The organism is Micromonospora sp. WMMC250, from assembly GCF_027460215.1.
GTDB classification, from domain to species: domain Bacteria; phylum Actinomycetota; class Actinomycetes; order Mycobacteriales; family Micromonosporaceae; genus Micromonospora; species Micromonospora taraxaci.
In genome coordinates this window covers 4291923-4314305 of the sequence record NZ_JAPZBJ010000002.1, presented here as the reverse complement: position 1 = coordinate 4314305, position 22383 = coordinate 4291923, and the positions used below count along the sequence as shown (strand labels likewise).

The window sequence follows — 22383 nt, the reverse complement described above, 5'->3', positions numbered from 1 at the left end:
GCCCGGCGGTCAGTAGCCTCCGCCGTCACCGTTGTTGCCCAGCGCGACGAGCGCCAGCCAGCCGCAGCAGGCCAGCACCGTGAGCCCGGTGAAGACGTAACCGAGGATCAGACCCCAGGTGGCGAGTTGGTCGCCGTCCTCACCGCTGGTGCGGATCTGCCGCTTGGCCACGTGGCCGAGGACGGCGCCGGCCGGCGGGAACACGAACGCGAACACCAGTGACAGGATCGCGAGGATGTTGGTGCCCCGGCCTGGCCCGCCGGGTGGGGGGCCGTACTGACCGTAGGGGCCCTGCGGAGGGTACGGCGGCTGCTGGCTCCAGTGCGGCGACTGCTGCGGGCCCTGGTGCGCGTACGGCGACGGGTCGTCCGCCGGTGGCCCGTACGGTGAGCGTTCCGCCGGTAGCTCGAACGTCGGCTGGTCCGATGGTGGCTGGCCGGGTGGCGGTGGCGCGTATGGCGACTGGTCCCGTGGTGGCTCGTAGGGCGACGGTGGCGGCTCGTCCCCTGGTGGTCCCGACGGCGGCGGGTAGCTCACTGCTGCACTCCTCCTGCCGGTGCCGGAAAAGTCCCTCTTGCCGGACGCTACCCGCAGCGGTGAACCTTTTCACAGCGGTTGTGTGGACTGGTCACCTTGGCCTCGCCGACCCCCGAGGTCGATACTTACCCAGCGTTCAGTTACCCATGAGTAGTGCGCGGATCCCCGGAGGCTGAGATGGCTCGACTCGCCCAGACGCCCGGCCTGACCGATGTGCAACAGTCGATCCTGGAGACCGTTCGGGGCTTCGCCGACAAGGAGATCATCCCGCACGCGCAGCGGCTGGAGCACGCCGACGAGTACCCCACCGACATCCTCGACGGCATGCGCGAGATGGGGCTGTTCGGTCTCACCATCGACGAGGAGTACGGCGGTCTGGGCGAATCGCTGCTCACCTACGCGCTGGTGGTGGAGCAGCTGTCCCGAGGCTGGATGTCGATCTCCGGCATCGTCAACACCCACTTCATCGTGGCGTACCTGATCTCCCAGCACGGCTCCGCCGAGCAGAAGACCCGCCTGCTGCCGAAGATGGCCACCGGCGAGGTCCGCGGCGCGTTCTCGATGTCCGAACCGGAGACCGGCTCCGACGTCTCCGCCATCAAGTCCCGGGCCGTCCGCGACGGCGAGCACTACGTGCTCAACGGACAGAAGATGTGGCTGACCAACGGCGCGTACTCCTCGGTGGTGGCCACCCTGGTCAAGACCGACACCGGCGCCGACTCGGTGTACGGCAACATGAGCACCTTCCTGCTGGAGAAGGAGCCGGGCTTCGGTGAGACCGCCCCGGGCCTCACCATCCCCGGAAAGATCGAAAAGATGGGTTACAAGGGTGTCGAGACCACCGAGATGGTCCTCGACGGGGTGACGGTGCCCGACTCCGCGATCCTCGGCGGTGCCGACCAGGTGGGGCGCGGCTTCTACCAGATGATGGACGGCATCGAGGTGGGCCGGGTCAACGTGGCCGCCCGCGCCTGTGGGATCTCCATCCGCGCGTTCGAACTGGCGGTCGGGTACGCCCAGCAGCGCAAGACCTTCGGCCAGCCCCTCGCCAAGCACCAGGCCATCGCCTTCAAGCTCGCCGAGATGGGCACGAAGATCGAGGCAGCGCACGCCCTCATGGTCAACGCCGCCCGCCTCAAGGACGCCGGCCAGCGCAACGACGTCGAGGCCGGGATGGCCAAGCTGCTCGCCTCGGAATACTGCGCCGAGGTCGTCCAGGAGGCGTTCCGCATCCACGGCGGCTACGGCTACTCCAAGGAGTACGAGATCGAGCGGCTGATGCGGGAGGCCCCGTTCCTGCTCATCGGCGAGGGCACCTCGGAGATCCAGAAGACCATCATCTCCCGCGGTCTCCTGAAGGAATACAAGCTCTAACCTCGGGGTGGGGCAGGGGCTTGGTCAGGCGAAGCGGGTCAGGTCGCCGGCGGCGCGTTCGACGATGAGGCAGCGGTCCTCGACGTACTCCATGCCCGCCTCCTCGGCGATCCGCCGCGCCTCGGCCGAGACGATGCCCAGTTGCAGCCAGACCGCCGGGGCGCCGATCGCCGCCGCGTCCCGGACCACCTGCACGGCGTCGGCCGCCGGCCGGAACACGTCCACCAGGTCGACCGGGTGCGGGATGTCGGCAAGCGTCGGGTACGCCCGCTCCCCGAACAGTTCGTCGACGGTGGGGTTGACCGGGATGATGCGCCAGCCGTAACGCTGCATCTGCAACGGCACGGAGTGCGCGGCCTTCAACGGGTCGCGGGACGCACCCACGACGGCGATCACGGCGGAGTCGGCGAGGATCTGCTGAGCGGTACGCACCCGCCGACTGTAGCTCCGAGCCCGAGTGGACCGTGTGTCAAAGCTCTTGGCCGCCCGGCCCCGCCTCAGGTCTACCTCGCTCGTCGACGTCGGCCCGTCGGTGACCATCGGTCACTCCGCCGGGTGTCGGATGCGGAAGCGAGCGATATACCTCAGAGTCATATTCATACCTCTGAGGTATATCGCTCAACAGCACATCGACATCGCCGGCCAGTTGAAGCTGGTGGCCAGCAGCACCCGCAGCCCCGGCTTGATCAAAGATCAGCTCGACTAGAGCAGGGTCAGTTGCTCGGCTGTCGAGGGTGGCGGTGGTTCGGGCAGGTTGCGGTTGTCGCCTCGCTCGCCGCGGTGCATCCCGTGCCGGCGGGCGGCGATCCGGACCCGTGCGGTCACCTCCCGCTGGTACGCCTGCGGGGCGTACGCACCGGCCCGGTACAGCTCGCGGTAGCGGGGCACCAGGTGTGGGTGCTCCCGGGCGAGCCAGGGCGCGTACCACTCCCGCGCGCCGGGGCGCAGGTGCAGAGGCAGCGCGGTCACGCTGGTCGCCCCGGCCGCCGCGATCGCCGAGACGGTGGCGTCGATCGACGCATCGTCGTCGCTGAGGCCGGGCAGGATCGGGGCCATCAGCACCCCGACGGAGAAGCCGGCGTCGGTGAGTGCCCGAACCGCGTCCAACCGGCGGCGTGGGTGTGGTGTGCCCGGCTCGACGGAACGCCAGAGCTGTTCGTCGACGAACCCCACCGAGAACGAGATGCCGACGCTGGTGACCTCGGCGGCCTGGCGCAGCAGGGGCAGGTCGCGCAGGATCAGCGTGCCCTTGGTCAGGATCGAGAACGGGTTGGCGAAGTCCCGCAGGGCCGCGATGATCTGCGGCATCAACCGGTAGCGGCCCTCGGCCCGCTGGTAGCAGTCGACGTTGGTGCCCATCGCCACGTGCGCGCCCCGCCACTTCGGCGCGGCAAGCTCCCGCCGCACCAGCTCACCGGCATTGACCTTGACGATCACCTTCCGGTCGAAGTCCGCACCGGCGTCGAGGTCGAGATAGGTGTGCGTGTTTCTCGCGAAACAATATCGACATGCGTGAGTGCACCCACGGTACGGGTTGATGGTCCACTCGAAGGGCACGCGGGACTGGCCGGGCACGCGGTTGAGGATGGACTTGGCCTGCACCTCGTAGAAGGTCATCCCGGCGAACTCGGGAGTGTCGAAGGTGCGGGCGACGGCGCCGGGCAGCGCCAGCGGCAGGGGTGGCGTCGCTGGCGCTGCCCGCTCGGGGTCTCCCTCAGCCGGGGGAGCGGTGAGGTTGTCCCAGCGCATGGGCACTATTCGAACACGTGTACGAGTCAGGCGCAAGTGACCCGCCGTACACCGCTGGGTGTCCGGGTGGTTGGTGAGGGGAGGATGGACCCATGGAGACGTCGACCTTCGTCTACGACGGGGACTGCGCGTTCTGCACGCAGTGCGCTGATTTCATTGCCCGCCGCATTCCGACCGGCGCACGGGTGGTGCCCTGGCAGTTCGCCGACCTGGACGCGCTCGGCCTCACGGTGGCCGAGTGCGAGGAGGCCGTGCAGTGGGTCGGTGCCGACGGCGTACGCGCCGCCGGCCCGGATGCCATCGCGAAGCTGCTGGCCGGCAGTGGCCCGGTCTGGCGGATGGCCGGTGCGGGTCTGAGGTTCCCGCCGGTACGCGTCGCGGCCTGGCCGGTGTACCGCTGGGTGGCACGCAACCGTCACCGCCTGCCCGGCGGCACGGCGGCCTGCTCTCTGCCGCAGGAGGCCCGCGAACGGCTCTACGGCCCGGCTGGACGCCCGACCACCGAGGCCTGATCCCCGAGCGGCTCCGGCGTCGAACCGGCGTCCGGGGAGGCCGGCTCCACGGCCGGCCCGTCGCCGGACGGGCCGGAAGCATCGCGGTGGAGGGCGTCGCGGCCGACGAGTCGGCGGGCCCAGACCAGCGGGCGGACCCGTTCCAGCGGCAGGAAGCTGGTCATCGCTGCCAGGTGCGGCGCGAACGAGATCGTGATGGTCGCGATGGTGACGGCGTGGAACGAGTAGAAGAAGCCGACCATGGCGAGTCGCCAACGGGGTGGCAGGAAGAAGACCACCGGGCTGAGCAGCTCGAACGCCACGATGCCGAACTGGGCGACGATCAGCAGGTAGGGCACCTGGGCGATGAGGTCGGCCAGGTCGGTGCCGCGTCGGATGATCGCGCGGGCCAGCACCGAGCCGGTGAGCCAGTCCAGGCCGCCGAAGCGCAGCTTGGCGAAGGCGGCCAGGAAGTACGTGCAGATCACCGCGATCTGGGTGACTCGCAGAGCCCAGCCGCCGGCCTCGGTGCGGGTGCTGTCGCCGTGCCGGGCCCGCCCGGCGGTGGGGAGCACGGCCAGAGCGACGAGCAGCCCGAACCGGTCGTGGTCGACCTTCCCGTAGCTCATCGCGATGATCATCCACTCCAGGTAGAGCGCGCAGACCGCCCAGCCGAGCAGGCGGGGGGCTCGTCCGGTCGCGGCGAGGAGGGCCAGCGCCAGCAACGCCCAGAAGATCACCGTCACCAGCGTCTCGGTCGGCGTCGGCAGGGGGAGCGCGCGGCCGATCAGCAATGGCTGGTAGAGGTCGCCGGGCACGCTGACCCGGGTGCGCACCCAGGGAGTGAAGACCACCAGGTCGGCGGCGACGAAGAGGTAGATCAGGGTCCGGAACGCGGCCACCCGGCCCCGGGGGACGGCCTCGGTCAGCCAGCGGCTCATCGGGACGCCTGCCAGCTGACGACGGTCTGGTCGGTGTGCTGCCCGGTCGGCCGGCCGGCGCGGATGCCGTGCCAACGGATGACGATGCGGACCTCGACCAGCGCGGGGGCGTCGGGGTGGCGTTCGGCGTACGCGTCGGCGACCTCGGTGAGCAGCGTCGGGTCGGCGGCGTACCGGGCCTGCTGACCCTCGATCTCGGCGCGACGGATGCCGGTCGCGTCCTGGTCGAGGTCGATCACCGTCCCGGCGCTGTTCACTCCCTCGACGCGGGTGTCGGGGGCGGGCGCGTTCGGCGGGTTGGAGGTGGAGTACATCCGGAACGGGCCGAACGGGAAGTCGTCGTCGCTGCCCCAGAAGGTGCCGACCAGTAGCAGGGCGAGGCCGAGTGCGGTCGCGCCGAGCCGGGTCACGCGCCCGCGGGTGGTCAGGGTCTCCATCGGGTCGTGACGATACGGGATGTACCGGCCGTGCCGGGTCCCACCGACGGTCAGTTCGGCCTGCCCGGGTAGGTGATCATGCAAGTGCTTGCCTGGGTACGACGAAGGCCGGGCCCGCACCGGGCCCGGCCTTTCGTGTCGTTCGGACGACTCAGTGGTTGTGCTCGGCCAGCTGCTTGCGGACGTCGTCCATGTCCAGGGCCTCGACCTGCTCGATCAGGTTCTCCAGCGCCGACTCGGGGAGGGCACCCGGCTGGGCGAAGACGATGACGCCGTCGCGGATGGCCATGATCGTGGGGATCGACCGGATGTCGAACTTGGCGCCCAGCTCCTGCTGGGCCTCGGTGTCGACCTTGCCGAACACGATGTTCTGGTGCTTCTCCGAGGAGCGCTCGTAGACCGGGGCGAACCGCTTGCACGGACCACACCAGTCGGCCCAGAAGTCGACCAGGACGATGCCGTCGTTGCCGGTCACCTCGTCGAAGTTCGCCGAGGTCAGCTCAACGGTTGCCATTGCACTCTCCGATCACCGCGGTTTGTCTACGACCCGTAGAACCCGGGCTGACCGTATCGAATTCCCGGGGGGTGGGTCACGAAACGTGCCAGGTCCAGCCAGGGGGCTGCGGACCATCGACCCACGTCTGTATCTCGTCGTCCTGCGGAACGCAAATGCACGACGCACTTGCGTGACCTGCGGTAATGGGAGCGTTTCCAGGGAGATCCACCCGATTGAGCTGTACGAATCGGTAACTTGGGCCGTGACAAGGAGGTATCCGGCCTGCGGAGATCGCTGATCAACCTCCGGATCGTCACCGAGAGTAGTGTTACAAAAAGATAAATGTGACGCCGATCTCTGTCGAACCTACGCTGTCGTAGGGCAGACTTCTCGGCATCAGAGCGTGGGCGGCGGGTGCCGGGGAGGGCCCCGCCGCTCATTGCGTCTCCCCCCGGGTTTGAGTGGCCGGTGTGACTTTTCCACCGCCGACGCGCCCCGCCAGTCGCCTTAACCTTCGGTAAGGCATGCTGTGCCGAACTCCATCGCCCGCCGTCGAAGGGGACCAGGATGCAGTTCGGCCGCTACTACGAGGAGTTCGAGGTCGGCGCGGTCTACCGGCACTGGCCGGGCAAGACCGTCACCGAGTACGACGACCACCTCTTCTGCCTGCTCACCATGAACCACCACCCGCTGCACATGGACGCGCACTACGCCGAGACGGCCAGCCAGTTCAAGCGCAACGTGGTGGTCGGCAACTACATCTACTCGCTGCTGCTCGGCATGTCGGTGCCCGACGTGAGTGGGAAGGCCATCGCCAACCTGGAGGTCGAGTCGCTGCGGCACGTCGCGCCGACCTTCCACGGCGACACCATCTACGGCGAGACCACGGTGCTCGACAAGCGTGAGTCCGGCTCCAAGCCCGACCGGGGCGTGGTGTCGGTGGAGACCCGCGGCTACAACCAGGACGGCACCATGGTCTGCGTCTTCCGCCGCAAGGTCATGGTTCCCAAGCGGGAGTACGCGGCGAGCGCCGTGCCCGACGGGGTGGATCCGGAACGGCCCAGCTTCCCCGAGCCGCGGTGAGCGGTACGACGGGCTGACCGCCGACGGACTCCGGGGCCCTCCCGCAGCGCGTTTGCCGCGGAAGAGGCCCCGCTCCCGTGCGCGGGGCATATGCTGACGCCGGAGGTTCCGATGAGCCACTCCGTCGCCGGAGAGCCGCCCTCTGCCGGCCGTCGAGCCGCACCGTCGACCACGGCTGCCTACTCCGCCGCCGAGTGGGACCTGCTCACCGGTCTACCCGGCCGGGTTCTCGTGGCTGCCGCCGCCTCCGGCCCGGGCCGCGCCGAGCGGGGGGTCATGGCCGGTCTCGCCGGTCTGGACGCCGTGGCGGCGGGTCGAGCCTTCGACAGCGATCTCGTCCGTGCGGTGGTCGCCGCGATCTACGCCCGGCACGACGGCACTCCACACCCCACCGAGCAGCTCACCGATCTGGTGGACCTGTTGGCCGCCTGCCGGGCGGCGAACCGGGTTCTGCGTCGGCGCGCCGACCCCGCCGACTCGGCCGCGTACCGCCAGTGGGTGCAGTCGGTCGCGGCCCGGGTGTGCCGCGCGGTGCCCAGTCCCGGCGAACGTCGGGTGGACCACCTGGCCACCCCGGCGGACCGGCGCTTCCTGGACCGGCTCGGCGCCGCGCTCGGGCTGCGGTGACCCGGCAGGCCGCCGCAGCGGGTGCCGCCGTGGCCCGTACCCTCTGATGACCGTGACCGAAGACCAGCTCGAGGTGGGTGTGGGTCCCTGGCCGGGGGACCTGCCGGACGACCCGCGTTACGACAGGCAGTTGCTGGCCGAGGGGGACCGGCGCAACGTCGTCGACCGCTACCGCTACTGGCGGCACGAGGCGATCGTCGCGGACCTGGACCGGCACCGGCACGGTTTCCACGTCGCCATCGAGAACTGGCAGCACGACTTCAACATCGGCACCGTGGTCCGCAACGCCAACGCGTTCAACGCCGCCGAGGTGCACATCGTCGGACGGCGACGGTGGAACCGGCGCGGCGCGATGGTCACCGATCGGTACCAGCACGTGCGACACCACGAGACGATCGAGGAGTTCGTGGCCTGGGCGGACGAGCGCCGGCTGCCGGTGTTCGGCATCGACAACCTGCCCGGGTCGCGTCCGCTGGAGACCGGCACCCTGCCCCGGGACTGCGTCCTGCTGTTCGGTCAGGAGGGCCCCGGGCTCTCCGCGCCGGCGCGGGCGGCGTGCGCCCAGCTCTACTCCATCGCCCAGTACGGCTCGACGAGGTCGATCAACGCGGGGGTGGCCAGCGGTATCGCGATGCACGCCTGGATTCGCGCCCACGCCGGGCCGCCGCCGGACTGATCCGCGTCCGGACGCCGAATTGGACGTTCCCGCTTGACGTGCCGACGGTACGGGGTGACGGTGGGGATGTGAGTGTCGCGGTGAGTTGTCCGAGATGCGGGGGCCCGGTACGGGCGCCGGATCTGATGCACACCGACTCGAGATGCGTGCGTTGCGGCCCGGTGCCGCCGCTGCACGTGCCCGAGCACATCGGAGCGGACATCGTGGCGAGCGTGGTGGAACGGATCACCACGACCGCGGATCCGCCGGTGACGCCGCTCTGGTGCCCGTGGCCGCTGCCGACCGGCTGGACGCTCACCGGCGTGGCGTACGCCGGGGACGACCGGACGGGAGTACGCGCGACAGCCGTGGCCTGCGCGGGCCCGGCCCCCCTCGGCGGTGGTCCGGCGGACCTGGTCTTCGTGGCCGAGGAACCGGGCGTCGGCCTGGGCACCCGGCTCGCCGGACTCGCCGGGCCGGACCCGGGTCCGGAGCTGGTCGACGCGTTGACCGACCCGGGGCCCGGTCATCCCGACCACGTCGGGCAGGCCAGGATCAGGGTCGCCGGGCACCCGACTCCACTGTGGTTGGTGAATTCTCCGACGGATCGAAGCGCGTACGCGGGCGAAGCTCGGGGAATGTGGCTCCATGCGATAGCCTGGCCGGCGAGTGCGGGTCACCTGCTCGCGGAAGACGTCGTGCTACACGACCTGACCGAGTGGACTCCGCCCGAGCTCGTGTACGGCGCACCGTCCCCGTACTTACCCGGGAGACCTTGACAAGTCTCCCGGTTTGACGGAGAACGGACGCAGATATTCACTGTACGACACCACACTGATACTCTGGGTGCCGCTGCGGTAATGGGACCCGGCGCCGCGCGAGAGGATGGCCCGCCATGGTCAAGAAGGTCCTCACCTGGGCCGGAATCGCATTCTTGATCTTCTTCGTCGCCTACCGGCCAAACTCAGCGGCTGACGTGTTCAAGTCGCTCGGCGGCGGGATCATGGATATTGCGCAGGGGTTCGGCGACTTCTTCACCAGTCTCGTCGCCTAGCCGCCGATGGGTAGCCCCTCCGGTCCACCCTTCGACCCGGACGACCCCGACCGGGAGCGCCGCGAGCGCGACACCGAGCCGATCCCGCGGATCGGGCCCGATGACGGCCCGGGCTACGGCGCCGGGCCCGGCCTGTCCGACGGTCCGTCCCTTTCGGACGACGTCGGCTACGGCGACGGGCCCGGCTATGCCGGCCAGGGGCGTTCCGGTCGTGGATGGATCCGTGATCCGGAGGCCGGCTACCAGCCGCCCCAGATCTCCGAGGACGAGCTGGCCGGGTTGCGTGCCGACGCGACCGGCTCGACACCTCGTCGGGTGCTGCCTCTGGAGGACGAGCCCAGCTCGCTGGTGGCTCGCTACCTCTTCCCCACCGAGCGCTACCGGGGTGAGTGGAAGCGGCACTGGATCCACCTCACCAACCCGCTGTTGATCGGCATCGCGGCGACCTTCGTGCTCGGCTACCTCTCCGGCTTCCTCGCCGGGCAGGATGTCGGCGCGTTGACCACCATCGCCGTGCTGCTCTGGTTCGCCGTGATGGGCTGGGTGGCGTGGAAGGTCGCGGACTGGTGGTATGACCGTTTCATCCTGACCAACAAGCGGGTCATGGTGGTCAACGGCATCGTCACCCGCAAGGTGGCCATGATGCCGCTGGTCCGGGTCACCGACATGAAGTACGAACAGACCCCGACCGGGCGAGCGCTCAACTACGGCACCTTCGTGCTGGAGTCCGCCGGCCAGGAGCAGGCCCTCCGCGAGATCAAGAATCTGCCCAATCCGAACGAGCTCTACCTGCGCGTCGTCGAGGAGATGTACGAGCCGCAGGCGGTCGAGGCGCGGCTCGGCAAGGAGGCCGACGAAGCCAAGGCCGACGACGGGGCGTGAAGCTTTTCGACCGAACATCGGAGTAAGTGCGCACCTTTCGTCATGGACCGGAACGCCTCTGACGTGGCACTCTGCCAGGACGACCGGGGTGTGGAGGTGGGCGGTGACGAGCAGGGACTCGTTGGAGGAGCAGTTCCGCGAGTTCGTCGCGGCACGCTCCGCCGCGCTCCTGCGCACCGCTTATCTGCTCACCGGCGACTGGGCCACGGCCGAGGATCTGCTCCAGACAGCGCTGACGAAGACCTACCTCGCGTGGAAGCGGCTGGGCGGGATCGAGGCCGTCGAACCGTACGCCCGGCGTGTGATGGTCAACACATCAACGAGCTGGTGGCGGCGGCGCTGGCACGGTGAACGCCCGACCGAGGTGCTGCCGGAACGAGCCGGAGTCGACGAGATCGAGCAGCAGCTCGACCGTGACCTGCTCTGGCGGCATCTGAGGCAGTTGCCCAACCGGCAACGGGCGGTGCTGGTGCTGCGCTACTACGAGGACATGTCGGAGGCGCAGACCGCCGCGATGCTGGACATCTCACCGGGGACGGTGAAGAGCCAGACGTCCCGAGCCCTCGCCACGCTGCGCCGGCGGATGGGAGCCGACGCGGCGGAGCTTCCCGCCGCAGCCGGTGTCGCCGGCCGGCCGGCCGCACCCGGTGTCGTCCGCCCGACCGCCTCGGGCGCCCCGAACGGGCAACTCCCGGCCACCGGCGCCGCCGCGCCGCCGCGACCCCGACAGACAGGCGGCCGGGCCGCGCCCCGCCCGGCCACACCGCGTCCGGTCGTCCCGCAGGTCGTGTTGCCCACCGCCCCGGCGGCCGTGCCCGTCGGCACGGGCTCCGGGGAGCAGTAGTGAGCGGATTGCCGGGCCGGCCCGACAACCTGACGGCCGGGTCGAAGCGTTCCTACGAGGTGCGGCCTGACGAGCTGGAAGGTGCGGTGCGGGAGAGTCTCTCGCACCAGGTGACCCTTGCCCGCCCGCTGCGCGCCGACCCCGCCGGCCAGGCGATTCGACGTGCGACCCGCATCCGGCGACGGCGCACCGGGGTCGGGCTCGCGCTCGCGGCGGCCGTCACCGTGCTGCTGGGCGCCGGCATGGTCCAACTCGGCGCGGGGACCGGGCGGGACGCTACGCCCATCGTGGTGATCGGTGATCCGGACCGGTCCAACCGGCCGGTCCCCACGGCCAGCGTTCCCGGTGCCGAATCCTCGTCCGGGACGTCCGCCTCCCTGCTCGTGAGCGAGACGCTGGTCAACCCCGACGGGCAGCGGCTGGTGCTGCGCGACATCGGGCCGGCCGAAAATGCCCAACTCCTGCCCGGCGGGGGCGGCTGGTTGGTGGTCAGCACGCCGACCACCGCAGGCCGCACCCTCTGGGTCGTGCAGGACGACGGCCTGGTGCAGGTGCTGCTCGCCGGTGCGGGCTCGATCGTCCTGGCACCGGACAGCCGTCAGGTCGCCTGGCGCGACGGCGGTGACCTGTTCGTGGCGGGGGTGGTCGGCACCCAGCTCATCGGCGCGGCGCGCACCCCGGTGCCGGCGGCCGCGCAACCCATCCGGTTCGTCGGTGACAACGTGCTGGTCCGGCTCGACCCCGTGGGTGCCGGTCACACCCTCTGGCGGCCGGGTGCCGGGCAGTTGCCCGCAGCGGTCGACCGGGAGACCCTCAACGTCTACGGAGAGCTGCCCGACGGGCAGCTGGTCGGCCAGACCGTCGCGACGGACCCGGGCCGTACCTGCCTGGCCGTCCTCGACCCGAAGCGCCACCTGCAGCCCGTCGAATCCGGCTGTGGTGCGGACCTGACCCAGGACGGCGTGGGCGGGGTCTCCACCGACGGGCGGTGGCTGCTGGTGAACGGACGGGTGGGCAAGGCCAGCCAGGCGCTCCTGGTCGACCTGCGACGACTCGGGCCCGCGCCGACCGCCGTTCCGGCCGGGCCGCCGATGTCCGGCGCGATCGTCTGGAGCAACGACACCCAGGCCGTGTACCTCGACGGCGGTGGTGACCTGGTCCGGGTCGACGTCGGCCGGGTACGGGCCGGGAAACCGGCGGCCCCCGAGCCGGTGCCCGACGTGCCAGCCGGGGACCGGCCCGTCCTGGTCCGCAGCTTCTGATCCACAGGGTCAATCTGATCCACCAGGTCGGAACGACCTCCGCGAGTCAGGCTCGGTGCCTCCTCGGTAGCGTCATGAGGTGACCTCGCGTACCGGTGCCCCGCGGATCGATCTGCACACCCACTCGACGGCCAGCGACGGCACGTTCACCCCGGTCGAGCTGGTCCGGGCCGCAGGCACGGCAAGGCTGGACGTGTTGGCGATCACCGACCACGACACCACCGCCGGCTGGGCGGCGGCCGTCGACGCGTTGCCGCCCGGGCTGCGCCTGATCCGAGGTGCGGAACTCTCCTGTCGCTGGTCCGGCACCGAACCCGCGGTGCCGCTGCACCTGCTGGCGTACCTGTTCGACCCGGACCACCCCGAACTGGTGGCCGAGCTGGCCCGGGTGCGGGCCGCCCGGGAAGATCGCGGCGAACGGATCGTCGCGCTGTTGCGTGCCGACGGCATCGACGTGAGCTGGCCGGAGATCCTCGCCGGTGCGGACGGAGGGACCGTGGGCCGGCCGCACATCGCACAGGCGCTGATCCGGGCCGGCCTGGTCGGCAGCACCCGGGAGGCGTTCGGCTCGGACTGGCTGGGCGAACGGTACCGGCTACCCAAGGACGACATCGACGTGTTCCAGGCGGTCCGGCTGGTGCGATCGGCCGGCGGTGTGCCGGTCTTCGCCCATCCCCGGGCCACCCGCCGTGGCCGCGTGGTGCCCGACGAGTTGATCACCGAGCTGGCGGCCGCCGGACTGGCCGGGCTCGAGGCCGACCACGAGGACCACAGCCCCGCCGAGCGGGCCCACGTCCGAGGGCTCGCCGCCGACCTGGGCCTGCTCGTCACCGGATCCTCGGATTTCCACGGCACGCACAAGACCGTGCAGCTCGGTGCGTTCACCACAGGCGTCGAGGCGTACGAGCGGATCGTCGCCGAAGGGGTGACCGAGGTCGCTTCCGGCTGATCCGCGTTTCGGCGGAATTCGGCGCGGCTAGGTTGATCACGTGGACCTGAAGCTGTTCGGCGAGGTTTTCGTGACCCTGCTGGTGATCACTGACCCTCCGGGCATGATGCCGATCTTCCTGGCGTTGACCGGTCCGCTACCCGCCCGCGACCGCAACCGGGCGGCCTGGCAGGCCGTCGCGTTGGCGTTGGGCGTGATCGTGATCTTCGCGGTGGCGGGTCAGACCCTGCTGGACTACCTGCACGTGGACCTGCCGGCGTTACAGGCGGCCGGTGGACTGCTGCTCGTACTCGTCGCCCTGGAGTTGCTCACCGGCAAGACCGACGGTCCCAGCGCGGACGCCACCTCGAACATCGCCCTGGTGCCGCTGGGCACCCCGCTGCTGGCCGGTCCGGGGGCCATCGTGGCCACGATGCTCTTCGTCCAGCAGGCCGACGGCCTGGGCGACTACACCGCCATCGCCGTGGCGATCCTCGCCGTGATGGTCGCCGTCTGGATCGTCCTGCGCTTCTCCGGCGGCATCGTGAAGATCCTGCGGCCCGGCGGCATCGAGGTGCTGACCAGGATCGCCGGTCTGCTGCTGGCCGCGATCGCCGTGCAGCTCATCGCCGACGCCGTGTTCGCCTTCGTCACTCACTACGTGAACATGACCTGACCGGCACACCCACGCTGTCGGAGGTGGATGGCAGGATCGCAGGGTGCGACGATCCTCATCAGCGGGACGGCCGGAGGCCGGCGGCCGGGCCCCCCGACAACGCGACGGCGGTGCCGAGCAACTTGGCTTCGAGGGCATGCCGGAGCGGCTGTTCGTCTGCACACCGAGCAAACTTGGCACGTTCGCCGACTGCCCGCGCCGCTACCGCTACTCGTACGTCGACCGGCCGGCACCGCCCAAGGGTCCGCCGTGGGCGCACAACTCGCTCGGCGCCAGCGTGCACACCGCCCTGAAGAACTGGTACGCGCTGCCCGCCGACCGGCGTCGCCCCGAGGCGTTGGCCACCCTCCTCAAGGGCACCTGGGTTCGCGAGGGCTACCGCGACGACGAGCAGGAGCGATCCGCCTACCGGCGGGCGTTGGGCTGGCTCGAGGCGTACGTCGAGACGCTGGAGGCCGACTCCGACCCGCTCGGCGTGGAACGGGTGGTGGCGGTCAAGACCGCCGTGCTGGCGTTCAACGGCCGGGCCGACCGGATCGACTCGCGGCCCGGTCCGGAGGGGCCGGAGCTGGTCATCGTCGACTACAAGACCGGTCGCAGCGGTTTGGACGCTGACGACGCCCGAGGTTCGCAGGCGTTGGCGCTCTACGCGTACGCGGCCGAGCGGGTGTTCCGCCGACCGTGCCGCCGAGTGGAGCTGCACCACCTGCCCACCGGCACGGTCGCCGCCCACGATCACACCGTCGAGTCGCTGGCCCGGCAGTTGACCCGTGCGGAGGAGACAGCCCGCGACATCATGGCCGCCGAACGTGCGGTCGCCGACGGGGCCGACGCGGACGAGGCCTTCCCGGTGGCACCCAGTCCGCGCTGTGGCTGGTGCGACTTCCGCCGGCACTGCCCGACGGGGGCGCAGGTGCCGGGTAAGGAACCGTGGGCGGCTGTGGACCGGCACGCCGACGGCTGACCGGCCACCCGGGCGGTCGGGTCAGCCGGCCAGCGAGGTGGCGGCGTGGCGAGCGGCCCGCTCCTTGGCGGCCTGTATCAACGGCCCCTCCAGGTAACGACGGGGCACGGCGGCGAACCCGAGGCGCAGGGCCCGCACCGTCAGATCCGCCGACAGTGACGTGGTGGGCAGACCGAGCCCGCCGTACATCCGGCGCGCCCACGCCGGCAGCAGTCCGAACGCGGTGCCGGCGATCCCCAGGTACGCCCAGCGCGGCGGGCCGAGGGTGAGGCCCAGCCGGGCCGGCAGGCTGAGCTTCCACGGCACCGGCGGAGCGGTGAGGAAGACCGCCGTCTCGGCAGCCTCACGGGTCATCCGCAGCTCCGGCCGTACGGCGCGGTAGTACTCCGCGACCTCGTTCGCGGTGCCGGGCACGGTGGCCGGGTCCAGGCCGACCAGAGCGGCGGACCGGCGCTGCTCCGTGTAGTAGCCGTCCACCTCGTCGTCGGTCAGCGGCAGCCCGGCCCGACGGGCCGTGCTGAGGAACGACTCGACCTCGGTGACGTGCACCCAGCGCAGCAGGTCCGGTTCGTCGATCCGGAACGACTCCCCGGTCACCGGGTCGGTGGCCCGCAGCCGGTCGTGCAGTCGGCGCAGCCGCGCGCCGGCCGCCTCCGCCTCGGCCGTGGTCCCGTAGACGGTGGTCGCCACGTAGGTGGCGGTGCGGACCAGACGGCCCCAGGCGTCGGTGCGGTAGTTGCTGTTCTGCGCGACCCCGGCCATCGCCCGGGGATGCAACGCCTGGAGGTAGAGCGAGCGCAGGCCGGCGACGATCAGGATCGGCTCCTCGTGCACCTTCCACGTGACCGAACCCGGACCGAAGAGGCCGAGGTCATCGGAGTCCACCGCCCAAGAGTGCCACGGTCTGCCGGACACGTCCGTCGCTGCCGTCGGATCAGACGTCGGCGGAGCGGCGAGCCCGACAGCCCGGGCAGAGACCCCAGAAGGTCACCTCCGCCTCGTCCACCTCGAAGCCGTGCGTCACGTTCGGCTCCAGACACGGCGCACTGCCCACCGCGCAGTCGATGTCGGCGATCTCGCCGCAGCCGCGACAGACCACGTGGTGGTGGTTGTCGCCGACCCGTGCCTCGTAACGGGCGGGACCACCGGCCGGTTCGATCCGGCGGGACAGTCCGGCCCGGGACAGCGCGCCCAGCACGTCGTAGACCGCCTGCGTGGAGACCGAGTCGAGGCGTTCACGGACCTGCCGGGCGATCTCGTCGACCTCCAGGTGGCCGCCACCGCCGAGCACGTCGAGCACCGCGAGGCGGGGCCGCGTGACACGCAGACCCTTCGATCGCAGCAGCTCCTCGGCACCGGACATTGGCCAATGACAGCACGCGCGACCAGCATCGACAACCGTCGCCGGGTGCGGGTGGCCACCGACACAGCCCCGGGAAGATCGGGATCTCGCCCGGGACGGTGAACCCGATCGTCGAGTTACGCGTGTGTCCGGTCGGAAGCGTGGGGACGACCGGCGGACCGTACGCTGACCACCCCCTGACCGTGTGATCCACCTGGAGGGTTCGATGTTCGAGGAGATCCTGGGCCTACCGGTACACGTCCTGGTGGTCCACGCGGTCGTCGTGTTCGTGCCGCTGCTGGCGGTGCTGGCCATCGCGTACGTGGGTCTGCCCCGGTGGCGACACCGGCTGGACTGGGCCGTGGCTCTCCTCGCCGTGGTCGCCCCCGTGACCGCCTTCGTGGCCGTCAAGTCGGGTGAGGTGTTCACCGACGCGCTGGTCGCCCGGGGGTTCCAGGGACAGATCCTCGACCAGATCTTCGAGCACTCCCGCTACGGCGACATCCTGTTCCGCATCGTGGTGCCGCTCGGGATCGTGGCCATCCTGCTGCTGGTGGCGACCAGCGGGCACCCCCGGGTGCCGCAACTGCCGGGGCTGGTGACCCCGGTGCTGGCGGTGGCGACGGTGGCGCTGTCCATCGCCGCGCTCGTCTACGTCTACCTGACCGGCCACACGGGCGCCGAGGCGGTCTGGGGCACCACCCTCTGACCCGCTCCGCCCGAACGTCAGAAGATGACCCGTGAGCAGAGCAGACAGACCAGGAACACCAGCACCACTCCCGCCGCCGCGCCGAAACCGTAGGTGACCCGCTGCGAGCGCTGCTCGGCCACATCCAGGCCGGCCATGTCCTGCGGCGGCAACCGGCGAGGTGGCGCCGGTTGCAGGTGTACGGGTGGACGCCAGCCGGTCGGCGGAGGCACGCTCGGCGGTGGGCCCGCGTACCCGCTCGCGGGTGTGGCCGTGGGCGCGGTGGGAGGCTCGTTCGCCGCCGCCGCCGCCGCGTCGGCGCCGGGCCGTCGCCAGTAGTCGTCCGGAGTGCTGCCACCGCTGGGGGTCGTCACGCCGTCCGACGCTACCAACGCGGGCGACGGCTCGGTCGCCTCTTGCCGGCGCGGCACTGTCGGCGGAGGCCCCGCGACAGTGGCGACGCGTTTCCCGCGACAGTGCCGACGCGACCTCGGGACCCACCCGCGTCGGCGCGGTGGAGGTGCCTGGTTGCGCTAGTCTTGCCGGTCGTGAGCACCGAGGACCCCGGCGAGCAGGGCGTACGCGGCGATGATGACCGGACCGTCGACCTGAGCGAAGATTTCGTGGTGCTGCCCGAGCAGACCTCCGACGACACCGACCGTGGTTGGGGTGAGCGGCCCGGCGGCAACGACGACTGGCTGCTCGCCGAACGCCCCCCACACTGGGACTGACCCCCGACCGCGGGGCGGCGGCTGATCAGCTGCGGACGACGACGGCGAACCGGGTGCCTTCGGGGAGCCCGACGGCGCGTTGCGCCTGGTCGGGGCGAAGGGCCAGGTAGAGCGCGGTGGACCCGTCGGCCGCGTCACCAGCCAGGACGTCCAGGACCAGAGCTGCCGGTGCGAGCAGCGCAGCTTCGGCCCCTGCCCGGTCGGGTGTCGCGGCGAGCAGGTCGACCCGGGTGCCGGGATGGGCCACCGCCAGCGCGGCCGGCTCGGCCAGCCGGATCGGCACCCCGACAGCACCGCTGGGCAGCGGCAGCGGTCTGACCGAGTTGTCGTCGGCGGCGGTGCTGCCTCCTCCGGTAGGGCCAGCCGACGGTGGCCCGCCGGTCTCGCGTGCGTCGGAACCGGGTGAGCCGCCTCCGTCGACCGGGCCGGCGGCGCCGTCCGACCCTGCCGAACCAGGGGAGGACGAGGCGCCGGGCGGGCAAGTGGGCGGGGCGTGCAGGACGGCGGCGGCGAGGCCGAGCAGCGCGGCGACCAGCACGGCCCGGAGCAGGGTGCGCCCGCCGGGCATCGTGAGCCGGCGCAGAGGACGCAGCGCCCGCTCGGAGTCTGGGTCACCCATCGCCTCTGCCGCCTCCCGTCCGAGGATGTCGCAGCGACACCCTCGGCGGCAGGCTAGGCCGTTCCAGCCGTGCTTCGCCGACCCTCGACAGGCACCTGTGGATAACCCGCAGACCTGTGGACAACGCCCGCCGGTAGGCCGGGGCGTGCTACGACCGCAGCCGTGATTGACTCGCAGTCACGGACGTCGGGCTGTCAGGGTGGACAGGAAAGGCCCGATTCCGCGAACCCGAGTCGATCAAGCCGGGTCGGCCAGGAACACGTCGGGATCAGGCCGGGGACCGACGCCCGCCGGGAATCGACCCCTGGGGTGCCCCGCGGACGTCAGGAGGCGGAGCTGGCCGCCGGGGCCTTGCCACCGCTGGACCCACCCGAGGACGACCCTCCGGAGGACGATCCGCCCGCCGACGACCCGGAGGACGAGGACGACCCGGACGAGGAACCGGACGACGAGGACGAGGAAGACCCGGACTTGTCGCCGGAAGACGACTCGGACTTCGCCGGCTTGCTGGCCGTGCCGCCGGCCGTCGTCTCGGAGCCGGACGCCCGCGAGTCGGTGCGGTAGAAGCCCGACCCCTTGAAGACGATTCCGACCGAGTTGAAGACCTTGCGCAGCCGCCCCTGACACGCCGGGCACTCGGTCAGCGGCTCGTCAGAGAAGGACTGCACCGCCTCGAGCTGGTGACCGCACGTGGTGCAGGCGTACTGGTACGTGGGCACGTTCTCCTCCGGATCTGGGCTCGGCCAGTTGGCACTCGACGTATTCGAGTGCCAATGGTGCGTCATTCGCCCCGGGTTCGTCCAGCGGACGTGTGGGGCGCGACACCGTGCGCCGCACCCGGGCCGCCGTCAAGCGTACGCACCCCGTCGGCGGGGGTGACGACCGCGCGGACAAGCCGGTCGTGCGGCTCCGCCGGAAGCGTGTCGACCAGCTCGCCGTCGTGCAGGGGCACCACTGTCAGCGTCGCCTGGGGCACCCGGGCGAGGGCCCGGTCGTAGGAGCCGCCGCCCCGCCCGAGCCGCCGACCGTGGTGGTCGACCGCGAGGGCCGGTACGACCACCAGCTCCGCGTCCGCGACGGCGTCCACCCCGAGGCGGACGCCCGTCGGCTCACGGATACCCCGACCGGCGGCGATCACGTCCGCCGGCCCGGTAAACGCCGCCCAGTCCAGATCGAGGTCGGCGAGGAGCACCGGCAGCAGCAACTCGGCGTCGGCCGGCAACGCCGCCCGCAGCACCTCCGGCAGGTCGGCGCCGCCCGGTTCGGAGCCGATCGGCACGTACGCCGTCATCCTGCGCGGGCGCAGTCGGCGTACCAGTGTGACCAGCTCAGCCTGCACGCGCCCGGCGGCGGCGGCCCGGGTGGGTTCGGGCAGCGACCGGCGGCGGGCGAGTAGTTCCACGCGGGCGGTCCGCTTCGCCACACGCGTCACTTCCGCTTCATCAGAAAATTCCGGCACGCAACACTCCTGACGCAACGCCTCTCCCACGGTTGCTCTGTGTCAGCATCGCAAGCAACGGAGGCGGAACTTCCGGGGGGACCGAGTGACGCTACGCGGGCGGTTGACGGCAGCCTTCCTCGTGGTGGTGCTCGGGCCGGTCCTGCTCGGCACGCTCTTCGTCGCCTCGACGGTCGCGGCCGTGGACCGTAGCCGCTCCACCGAGCGGCTGGCGGTGGCGGCGTCCGCCGTGCGTACCTCCATCGACGCGCTCTGCCAGCAGTTGCGGGCCACCGCCGACGCGGTGGCCCTCACCGCCGATCCGGCCGTCGCGGCGGCCCAACTGGTCGGCCGTGGCCTCGCCGCCGCAGTGTTGATCACCGACGTGACCGGCAAGGTCAGTTACGTGTCGCCCGGCGCTCCGGCGGCCCCCTGGCGCGACTGCTCCGGCCCGACCAACGGCGACATCGAAGGCCCAGCCGGCAGCGAAACCACGGGCCCGGCCAACGGCGAGACCACGGGCCCGGCCAACGGCGAGACCACGGGCCCGGCCAACGGCGAAACAAACGGTCCGACCAACGGCGCGACCAACGGCTCGGCCAGCCCGGTCCGTGCGCTCGCCGCCCAGGTCGACCTCCGCGACCGCTCCGGAACCCTGCTGGGCACGGTGACCGCCGCGCACCTGGTCGACCCGGCCTTCGTGGCCCGGCTGGCGGCGGTGACCGGAGTGGCGGTCACCCTGCTCGACAGCGGCGCGAGCGCCGCGCGGGTCACCCACACGACCGAGTCCCGCGAGGTACGCGACGCGGTGCTGGCCGCCGCCAGCACCGTCGACGGCGAGCGGGTCACCGAAACCACCGACGGCCGGTACGTGCGGAGGATCGGGCCGTCCGACGCCCAGCCACTGCCCCTGGTGCTCTCCGTTCCCAGCGAGCAGCCGCCCGGGCTGCACGCCACGCTTGCGGGTGTGGTCGTCCTGGCCGCGCTCCTCGCCGTACTGAGCGCCTGGCGGTTGGCCCGGGTCACCACCCGACCGCTCGTCGAGCTGGCCGGCGCGGTCGACCGGGTGGCCCAGGGCGACCTGACCGCCCGGGTGCCCGTCCGCAGTCGCGACGAGCTGGGCCGGCTGGCCGCCGCCTTCAACCGGATGACCAGGGAGACCGGCTCCTACGTCGCGGCGTTGACCAGCAACCGGGACCAGCTCCGCGGGCACCTCGGGGTGCTCGGTGACACCCTGGCCAGCACGCACGACCTGCAACGCATCCTGCGGGTGATCCTGCACAGCGCCATCGGGGCCACCGGCGCGCGCGCCGGCGCCGTGTTGCTGGTGGAGGCGGGCGGGGTGCTCGTCGCACAGTGCACCGAGGGGTTGGACGGGCGGTGGCCGGAGGAGGACCCGGACGGGCCGTCGACGCTTCGGGTGCCGGTGGGCGTCGGCGTGGTCGGGGCTGTCGCCGCGACCGGCGAACCACAGCGGGGGAGGGTGGAGCCGGCTGACGCTCCGCCGGGTGAGCCGCGCTGTCGTACCTATGTCGCAGTCCCGTTCGCCGCCCCGGGCGGCGGCGCCGCGGCTCCCTCCGCGTCCTCGACGCCGACCGACGACACCAACGCGGCGGCGGCGGCACTCGGGGTCCTGGCGCTCTACGACCGGCTGGGCGCCGACGAGTTCGACGACGACGACCTGGTCACCCTGCGCACCTTCGCCGGTCACGCGGCGGTGGCCGTGGACAACGTCCGGGTGCACGAGGAGGCGCAGCGGCTCTCGCTCACCGACCCGCTCACCGGGTTGTGGAACTACCGCTACCTGCGTGAGTCGATCCGTCGGGAGGTGGAACGGGCCAGCCGGTTCGGGCGGATGCTGAGCATCCTCGCGCTCGACCTCGACCGGTTCAAGGACGTCAACGACACGTACGGGCACGCGGCGGGGGACACCGTGCTGGCCGAGTTCGCCAGGCGGGTACGCGGCGAGATCCGCGAGGTCGACCTGGCCTTCCGACAGGGCGGCGAGGAGTTCGTCCTGCTGCTGCCGGAGACCGACGCGCGGGGCGCGGCGATCGTGGCCGAGCGACTCGGCGCCGTGGTGCGCGAGACCCCGATCGCCGTCGAGGCGGACACCGGCCCGGTCCTCGTGACCGTGTCGGTGGGCATCGCCGTCTATCCGGACAACGGCAGCACCGGACGCGAGGTGCTGGAGGCCGCCGACGACGCGCTCTACGCCGCGAAGGCGGCCGGCCGCGACACGTACCGGGTGGCCGAGGTACGCCCGGACGTGGCGACCCGGGAGCTACCGGTGCTCGCCGGGGCGGTGACCCCGTCCGACGGGCTGCCGCGCGCCGGCCAGCACGTGCAGGTCAGCCGGGAGCCGGGCGGCTCCGCCCGGTCGGAGTCGGCGGTGTGCGTACCCGAATCGTCGCCGGCCGGCCCGACGCACGCCCGGCCGGACGCGGACGACGACCCACCGGACAGCGCGGGAGCCGGCCCGGACGCCGCGCGTCCGGCGTCGGGTGGCGGCGCGTCTTCTGGGCCACACCCGCCGCGGCAGAGCCGTGGCCGATAGTCTCGCGG

At 71.5% G+C, this 22383-nt stretch carries 28 protein-coding genes and 1 pseudogene; 17 read left to right on the top strand and 12 right to left on the bottom strand.

The window, feature by feature from the left end:
- Window positions 1–9: 9 nt before the first annotated feature.
- Window positions 10–537 (bottom strand): DUF4190 domain-containing protein, encoded by a 528-nt coding sequence (locus O3438_RS19285; protein WP_269681251.1) that lies wholly within the window; start codon window positions 535–537, stop codon window positions 10–12.
- A gap of 177 nt (window positions 538–714) precedes the next feature.
- On the opposite strand from O3438_RS19285, the gene O3438_RS19280 reads away from it, so the two are divergent.
- Window positions 715–1911 (top strand): acyl-CoA dehydrogenase family protein, encoded by a 1197-nt coding sequence (locus O3438_RS19280; protein ID WP_269681250.1) that lies wholly within the window; start codon window positions 715–717, stop codon window positions 1909–1911.
- 24 nt (window positions 1912–1935) lie between these two features.
- Here O3438_RS19280 and O3438_RS19275 read toward each other — a convergent pair whose 3' ends face one another.
- Together O3438_RS19275 and O3438_RS19270 are read right to left on the bottom strand one after the other, a co-directional pair.
- On the bottom strand, window positions 1936–2343 hold the full coding sequence (locus tag O3438_RS19275; RefSeq protein ID WP_088986484.1) for a CoA-binding protein: 408 nt from the start codon (window positions 2341–2343) through the stop codon (window positions 1936–1938).
- A gap of 270 nt (window positions 2344–2613) precedes the next feature.
- Window positions 2614–3660: an Rv2578c family radical SAM protein gene (locus tag O3438_RS19270; RefSeq protein ID WP_269681249.1), complete on the bottom strand. Its 1047-nt coding sequence runs from the start codon at window positions 3658–3660 to the stop codon at window positions 2614–2616.
- Window positions 3661–3752: 92 nt separating this feature from the next.
- Here O3438_RS19270 and O3438_RS19265 point away from each other — a divergent pair, with 92 nt between their 5' ends.
- Window positions 3753–4172 (top strand): thiol-disulfide oxidoreductase DCC family protein, encoded by a 420-nt coding sequence (locus O3438_RS19265; protein ID WP_269681248.1) that lies wholly within the window; start codon window positions 3753–3755, stop codon window positions 4170–4172.
- On the opposite strand, the gene O3438_RS19260 is transcribed toward O3438_RS19265, so the two are convergent.
- From O3438_RS19260 to trxA, 3 genes are all read right to left on the bottom strand, one after another.
- Entirely contained in the window at window positions 4136–5092 is a 957-nt protein-coding gene (locus O3438_RS19260) for an HTTM domain-containing protein (RefSeq protein WP_269681247.1), read from the bottom strand. The two genes, O3438_RS19265 and O3438_RS19260, sit on opposite strands and share 37 nt — an antisense overlap.
- Window positions 5089–5529, bottom strand: coding sequence for a hypothetical protein (locus O3438_RS19255; RefSeq protein WP_269681246.1), 441 nt, complete (start codon window positions 5527–5529; stop codon window positions 5089–5091). The genes O3438_RS19260 and O3438_RS19255 overlap by 4 nt, the downstream gene beginning before the upstream one ends.
- A 151-nt stretch (window positions 5530–5680) precedes the next feature.
- Window positions 5681–6043 (bottom strand): thioredoxin, encoded by a 363-nt coding sequence (gene trxA / locus O3438_RS19250; protein ID WP_030329190.1) that lies wholly within the window; start codon window positions 6041–6043, stop codon window positions 5681–5683.
- A 549-nt stretch (window positions 6044–6592) separates the two neighbouring features.
- On the opposite strand from trxA, the gene O3438_RS19245 reads away from it, so the two are divergent.
- From O3438_RS19245 to O3438_RS19195, 11 genes are all read left to right on the top strand, one after another.
- Window positions 6593–7108, top strand: a complete 516-nt coding sequence (locus tag O3438_RS19245; RefSeq protein WP_145786186.1) for a MaoC family dehydratase — start codon at window positions 6593–6595, stop codon at window positions 7106–7108.
- 111 nt (window positions 7109–7219) lie between these two features.
- Complete coding sequence (locus tag O3438_RS19240; RefSeq protein ID WP_145786187.1) at window positions 7220–7735, top strand: hypothetical protein; 516 nt, start codon at window positions 7220–7222, stop codon at window positions 7733–7735.
- A gap of 52 nt (window positions 7736–7787) precedes the next feature.
- Entirely contained in the window at window positions 7788–8411 is a 624-nt protein-coding gene (locus O3438_RS19235; RefSeq protein ID WP_088991227.1) for a TrmH family RNA methyltransferase, read from the top strand.
- A 38-nt stretch (window positions 8412–8449) separates the two neighbouring features.
- Complete coding sequence (locus O3438_RS19230) at window positions 8450–9169, top strand: DUF6758 family protein (protein WP_332367465.1); 720 nt, start codon at window positions 8450–8452, stop codon at window positions 9167–9169.
- 116 nt (window positions 9170–9285) lie between these two features.
- The gene (locus O3438_RS19225) at window positions 9286–9444 is read left to right on the top strand and encodes a hypothetical protein (RefSeq protein WP_007455302.1); all 159 of its coding nucleotides are present in this window, start codon (window positions 9286–9288) and stop codon (window positions 9442–9444) included.
- A 6-nt stretch (window positions 9445–9450) separates the two neighbouring features.
- Entirely contained in the window at window positions 9451–10326 is an 876-nt protein-coding gene (locus tag O3438_RS19220; protein ID WP_269681244.1) for a PH domain-containing protein, read from the top strand.
- 103 nt (window positions 10327–10429) lie between these two features.
- A complete protein-coding gene (locus O3438_RS19215) occupies window positions 10430–11170 on the top strand; it encodes a SigE family RNA polymerase sigma factor (protein ID WP_269681243.1) in 741 nt (246 codons plus the stop codon).
- Window positions 11170–12432, top strand: coding sequence for a hypothetical protein (locus tag O3438_RS19210; protein WP_269681242.1), 1263 nt, complete (start codon window positions 11170–11172; stop codon window positions 12430–12432). Before O3438_RS19215 ends, O3438_RS19210 begins: the two co-directional genes overlap by 1 nt.
- A gap of 79 nt (window positions 12433–12511) precedes the next feature.
- Complete coding sequence (locus tag O3438_RS19205; protein ID WP_269681241.1) at window positions 12512–13381, top strand: PHP domain-containing protein; 870 nt, start codon at window positions 12512–12514, stop codon at window positions 13379–13381.
- A 40-nt stretch (window positions 13382–13421) separates the two neighbouring features.
- A complete protein-coding gene (locus O3438_RS19200) occupies window positions 13422–14036 on the top strand; it encodes a MarC family protein (protein WP_088986470.1) in 615 nt (204 codons plus the stop codon).
- A gap of 136 nt (window positions 14037–14172) precedes the next feature.
- Window positions 14173–15000: a RecB family exonuclease gene (locus tag O3438_RS19195; protein WP_269683689.1), complete on the top strand. Its 828-nt coding sequence runs from the start codon at window positions 14173–14175 to the stop codon at window positions 14998–15000.
- A 21-nt stretch (window positions 15001–15021) separates the two neighbouring features.
- On the opposite strand, the gene O3438_RS19190 is transcribed toward O3438_RS19195, so the two are convergent.
- On the bottom strand, window positions 15022–15885 hold the full coding sequence (locus O3438_RS19190; protein WP_269681240.1) for an oxygenase MpaB family protein: 864 nt from the start codon (window positions 15883–15885) through the stop codon (window positions 15022–15024).
- Window positions 15886–15934: 49 nt separating this feature from the next.
- Complete coding sequence (locus tag O3438_RS19185; RefSeq protein WP_269681239.1) at window positions 15935–16363, bottom strand: Fur family transcriptional regulator; 429 nt, start codon at window positions 16361–16363, stop codon at window positions 15935–15937.
- 205 nt (window positions 16364–16568) lie between these two features.
- Here O3438_RS19185 and O3438_RS19180 point away from each other — a divergent pair, with 205 nt between their 5' ends.
- Window positions 16569–17051: a DUF2231 domain-containing protein gene (locus tag O3438_RS19180; RefSeq protein ID WP_269681238.1), complete on the top strand. Its 483-nt coding sequence runs from the start codon at window positions 16569–16571 to the stop codon at window positions 17049–17051.
- A 17-nt stretch (window positions 17052–17068) separates the two neighbouring features.
- Here O3438_RS19180 and O3438_RS19175 read toward each other — a convergent pair whose 3' ends face one another.
- Entirely contained in the window at window positions 17069–17404 is a 336-nt protein-coding gene (locus O3438_RS19175; RefSeq protein WP_269681237.1) for a hypothetical protein, read from the bottom strand.
- Between the two features lie 174 nt (window positions 17405–17578).
- Here O3438_RS19175 and O3438_RS19170 point away from each other — a divergent pair, with 174 nt between their 5' ends.
- Window positions 17579–17761 carry a hypothetical protein gene (locus O3438_RS19170; RefSeq protein WP_269681236.1) on the top strand — a complete coding sequence of 61 codons (183 nt, stop codon included), beginning with the start codon at window positions 17579–17581 and terminating at the stop codon, window positions 17759–17761.
- Between the two features lie 25 nt (window positions 17762–17786).
- On the opposite strand, the gene O3438_RS19165 is transcribed toward O3438_RS19170, so the two are convergent.
- Window positions 17787–18380, bottom strand: coding sequence for a flagellar biosynthesis protein FlgA (locus O3438_RS19165; RefSeq protein ID WP_269681235.1), 594 nt, complete (start codon window positions 18378–18380; stop codon window positions 17787–17789).
- 309 nt (window positions 18381–18689) lie between these two features.
- On the opposite strand from O3438_RS19165, the gene O3438_RS19160 reads away from it, so the two are divergent.
- Entirely contained in the window at window positions 18690–18944 is a 255-nt protein-coding gene (locus tag O3438_RS19160) for a hypothetical protein (protein WP_269683855.1), read from the top strand.
- Between the two features lie 14 nt (window positions 18945–18958).
- Here O3438_RS19160 and O3438_RS19155 read toward each other — a convergent pair.
- Together O3438_RS19155 and O3438_RS19150 are read right to left on the bottom strand one after the other, a co-directional pair.
- Window positions 18959–19165: pseudogene (locus O3438_RS19155) on the bottom strand (FmdB family zinc ribbon protein); the annotation flags it as partial.
- On the bottom strand, window positions 19162–19839 hold the full coding sequence (locus O3438_RS19150) for a 5-formyltetrahydrofolate cyclo-ligase (protein ID WP_269681234.1): 678 nt from the start codon (window positions 19837–19839) through the stop codon (window positions 19162–19164). The pseudogene O3438_RS19155 and the gene O3438_RS19150, both read right to left, overlap by 4 nt.
- A gap of 85 nt (window positions 19840–19924) precedes the next feature.
- Here O3438_RS19150 and O3438_RS19145 point away from each other — a divergent pair, with 85 nt between their 5' ends.
- Entirely contained in the window at window positions 19925–22375 is a 2451-nt protein-coding gene (locus O3438_RS19145) for a diguanylate cyclase (protein ID WP_269681233.1), read from the top strand.
- The last annotated feature ends 8 nt before the right edge of the window (window positions 22376–22383 follow it).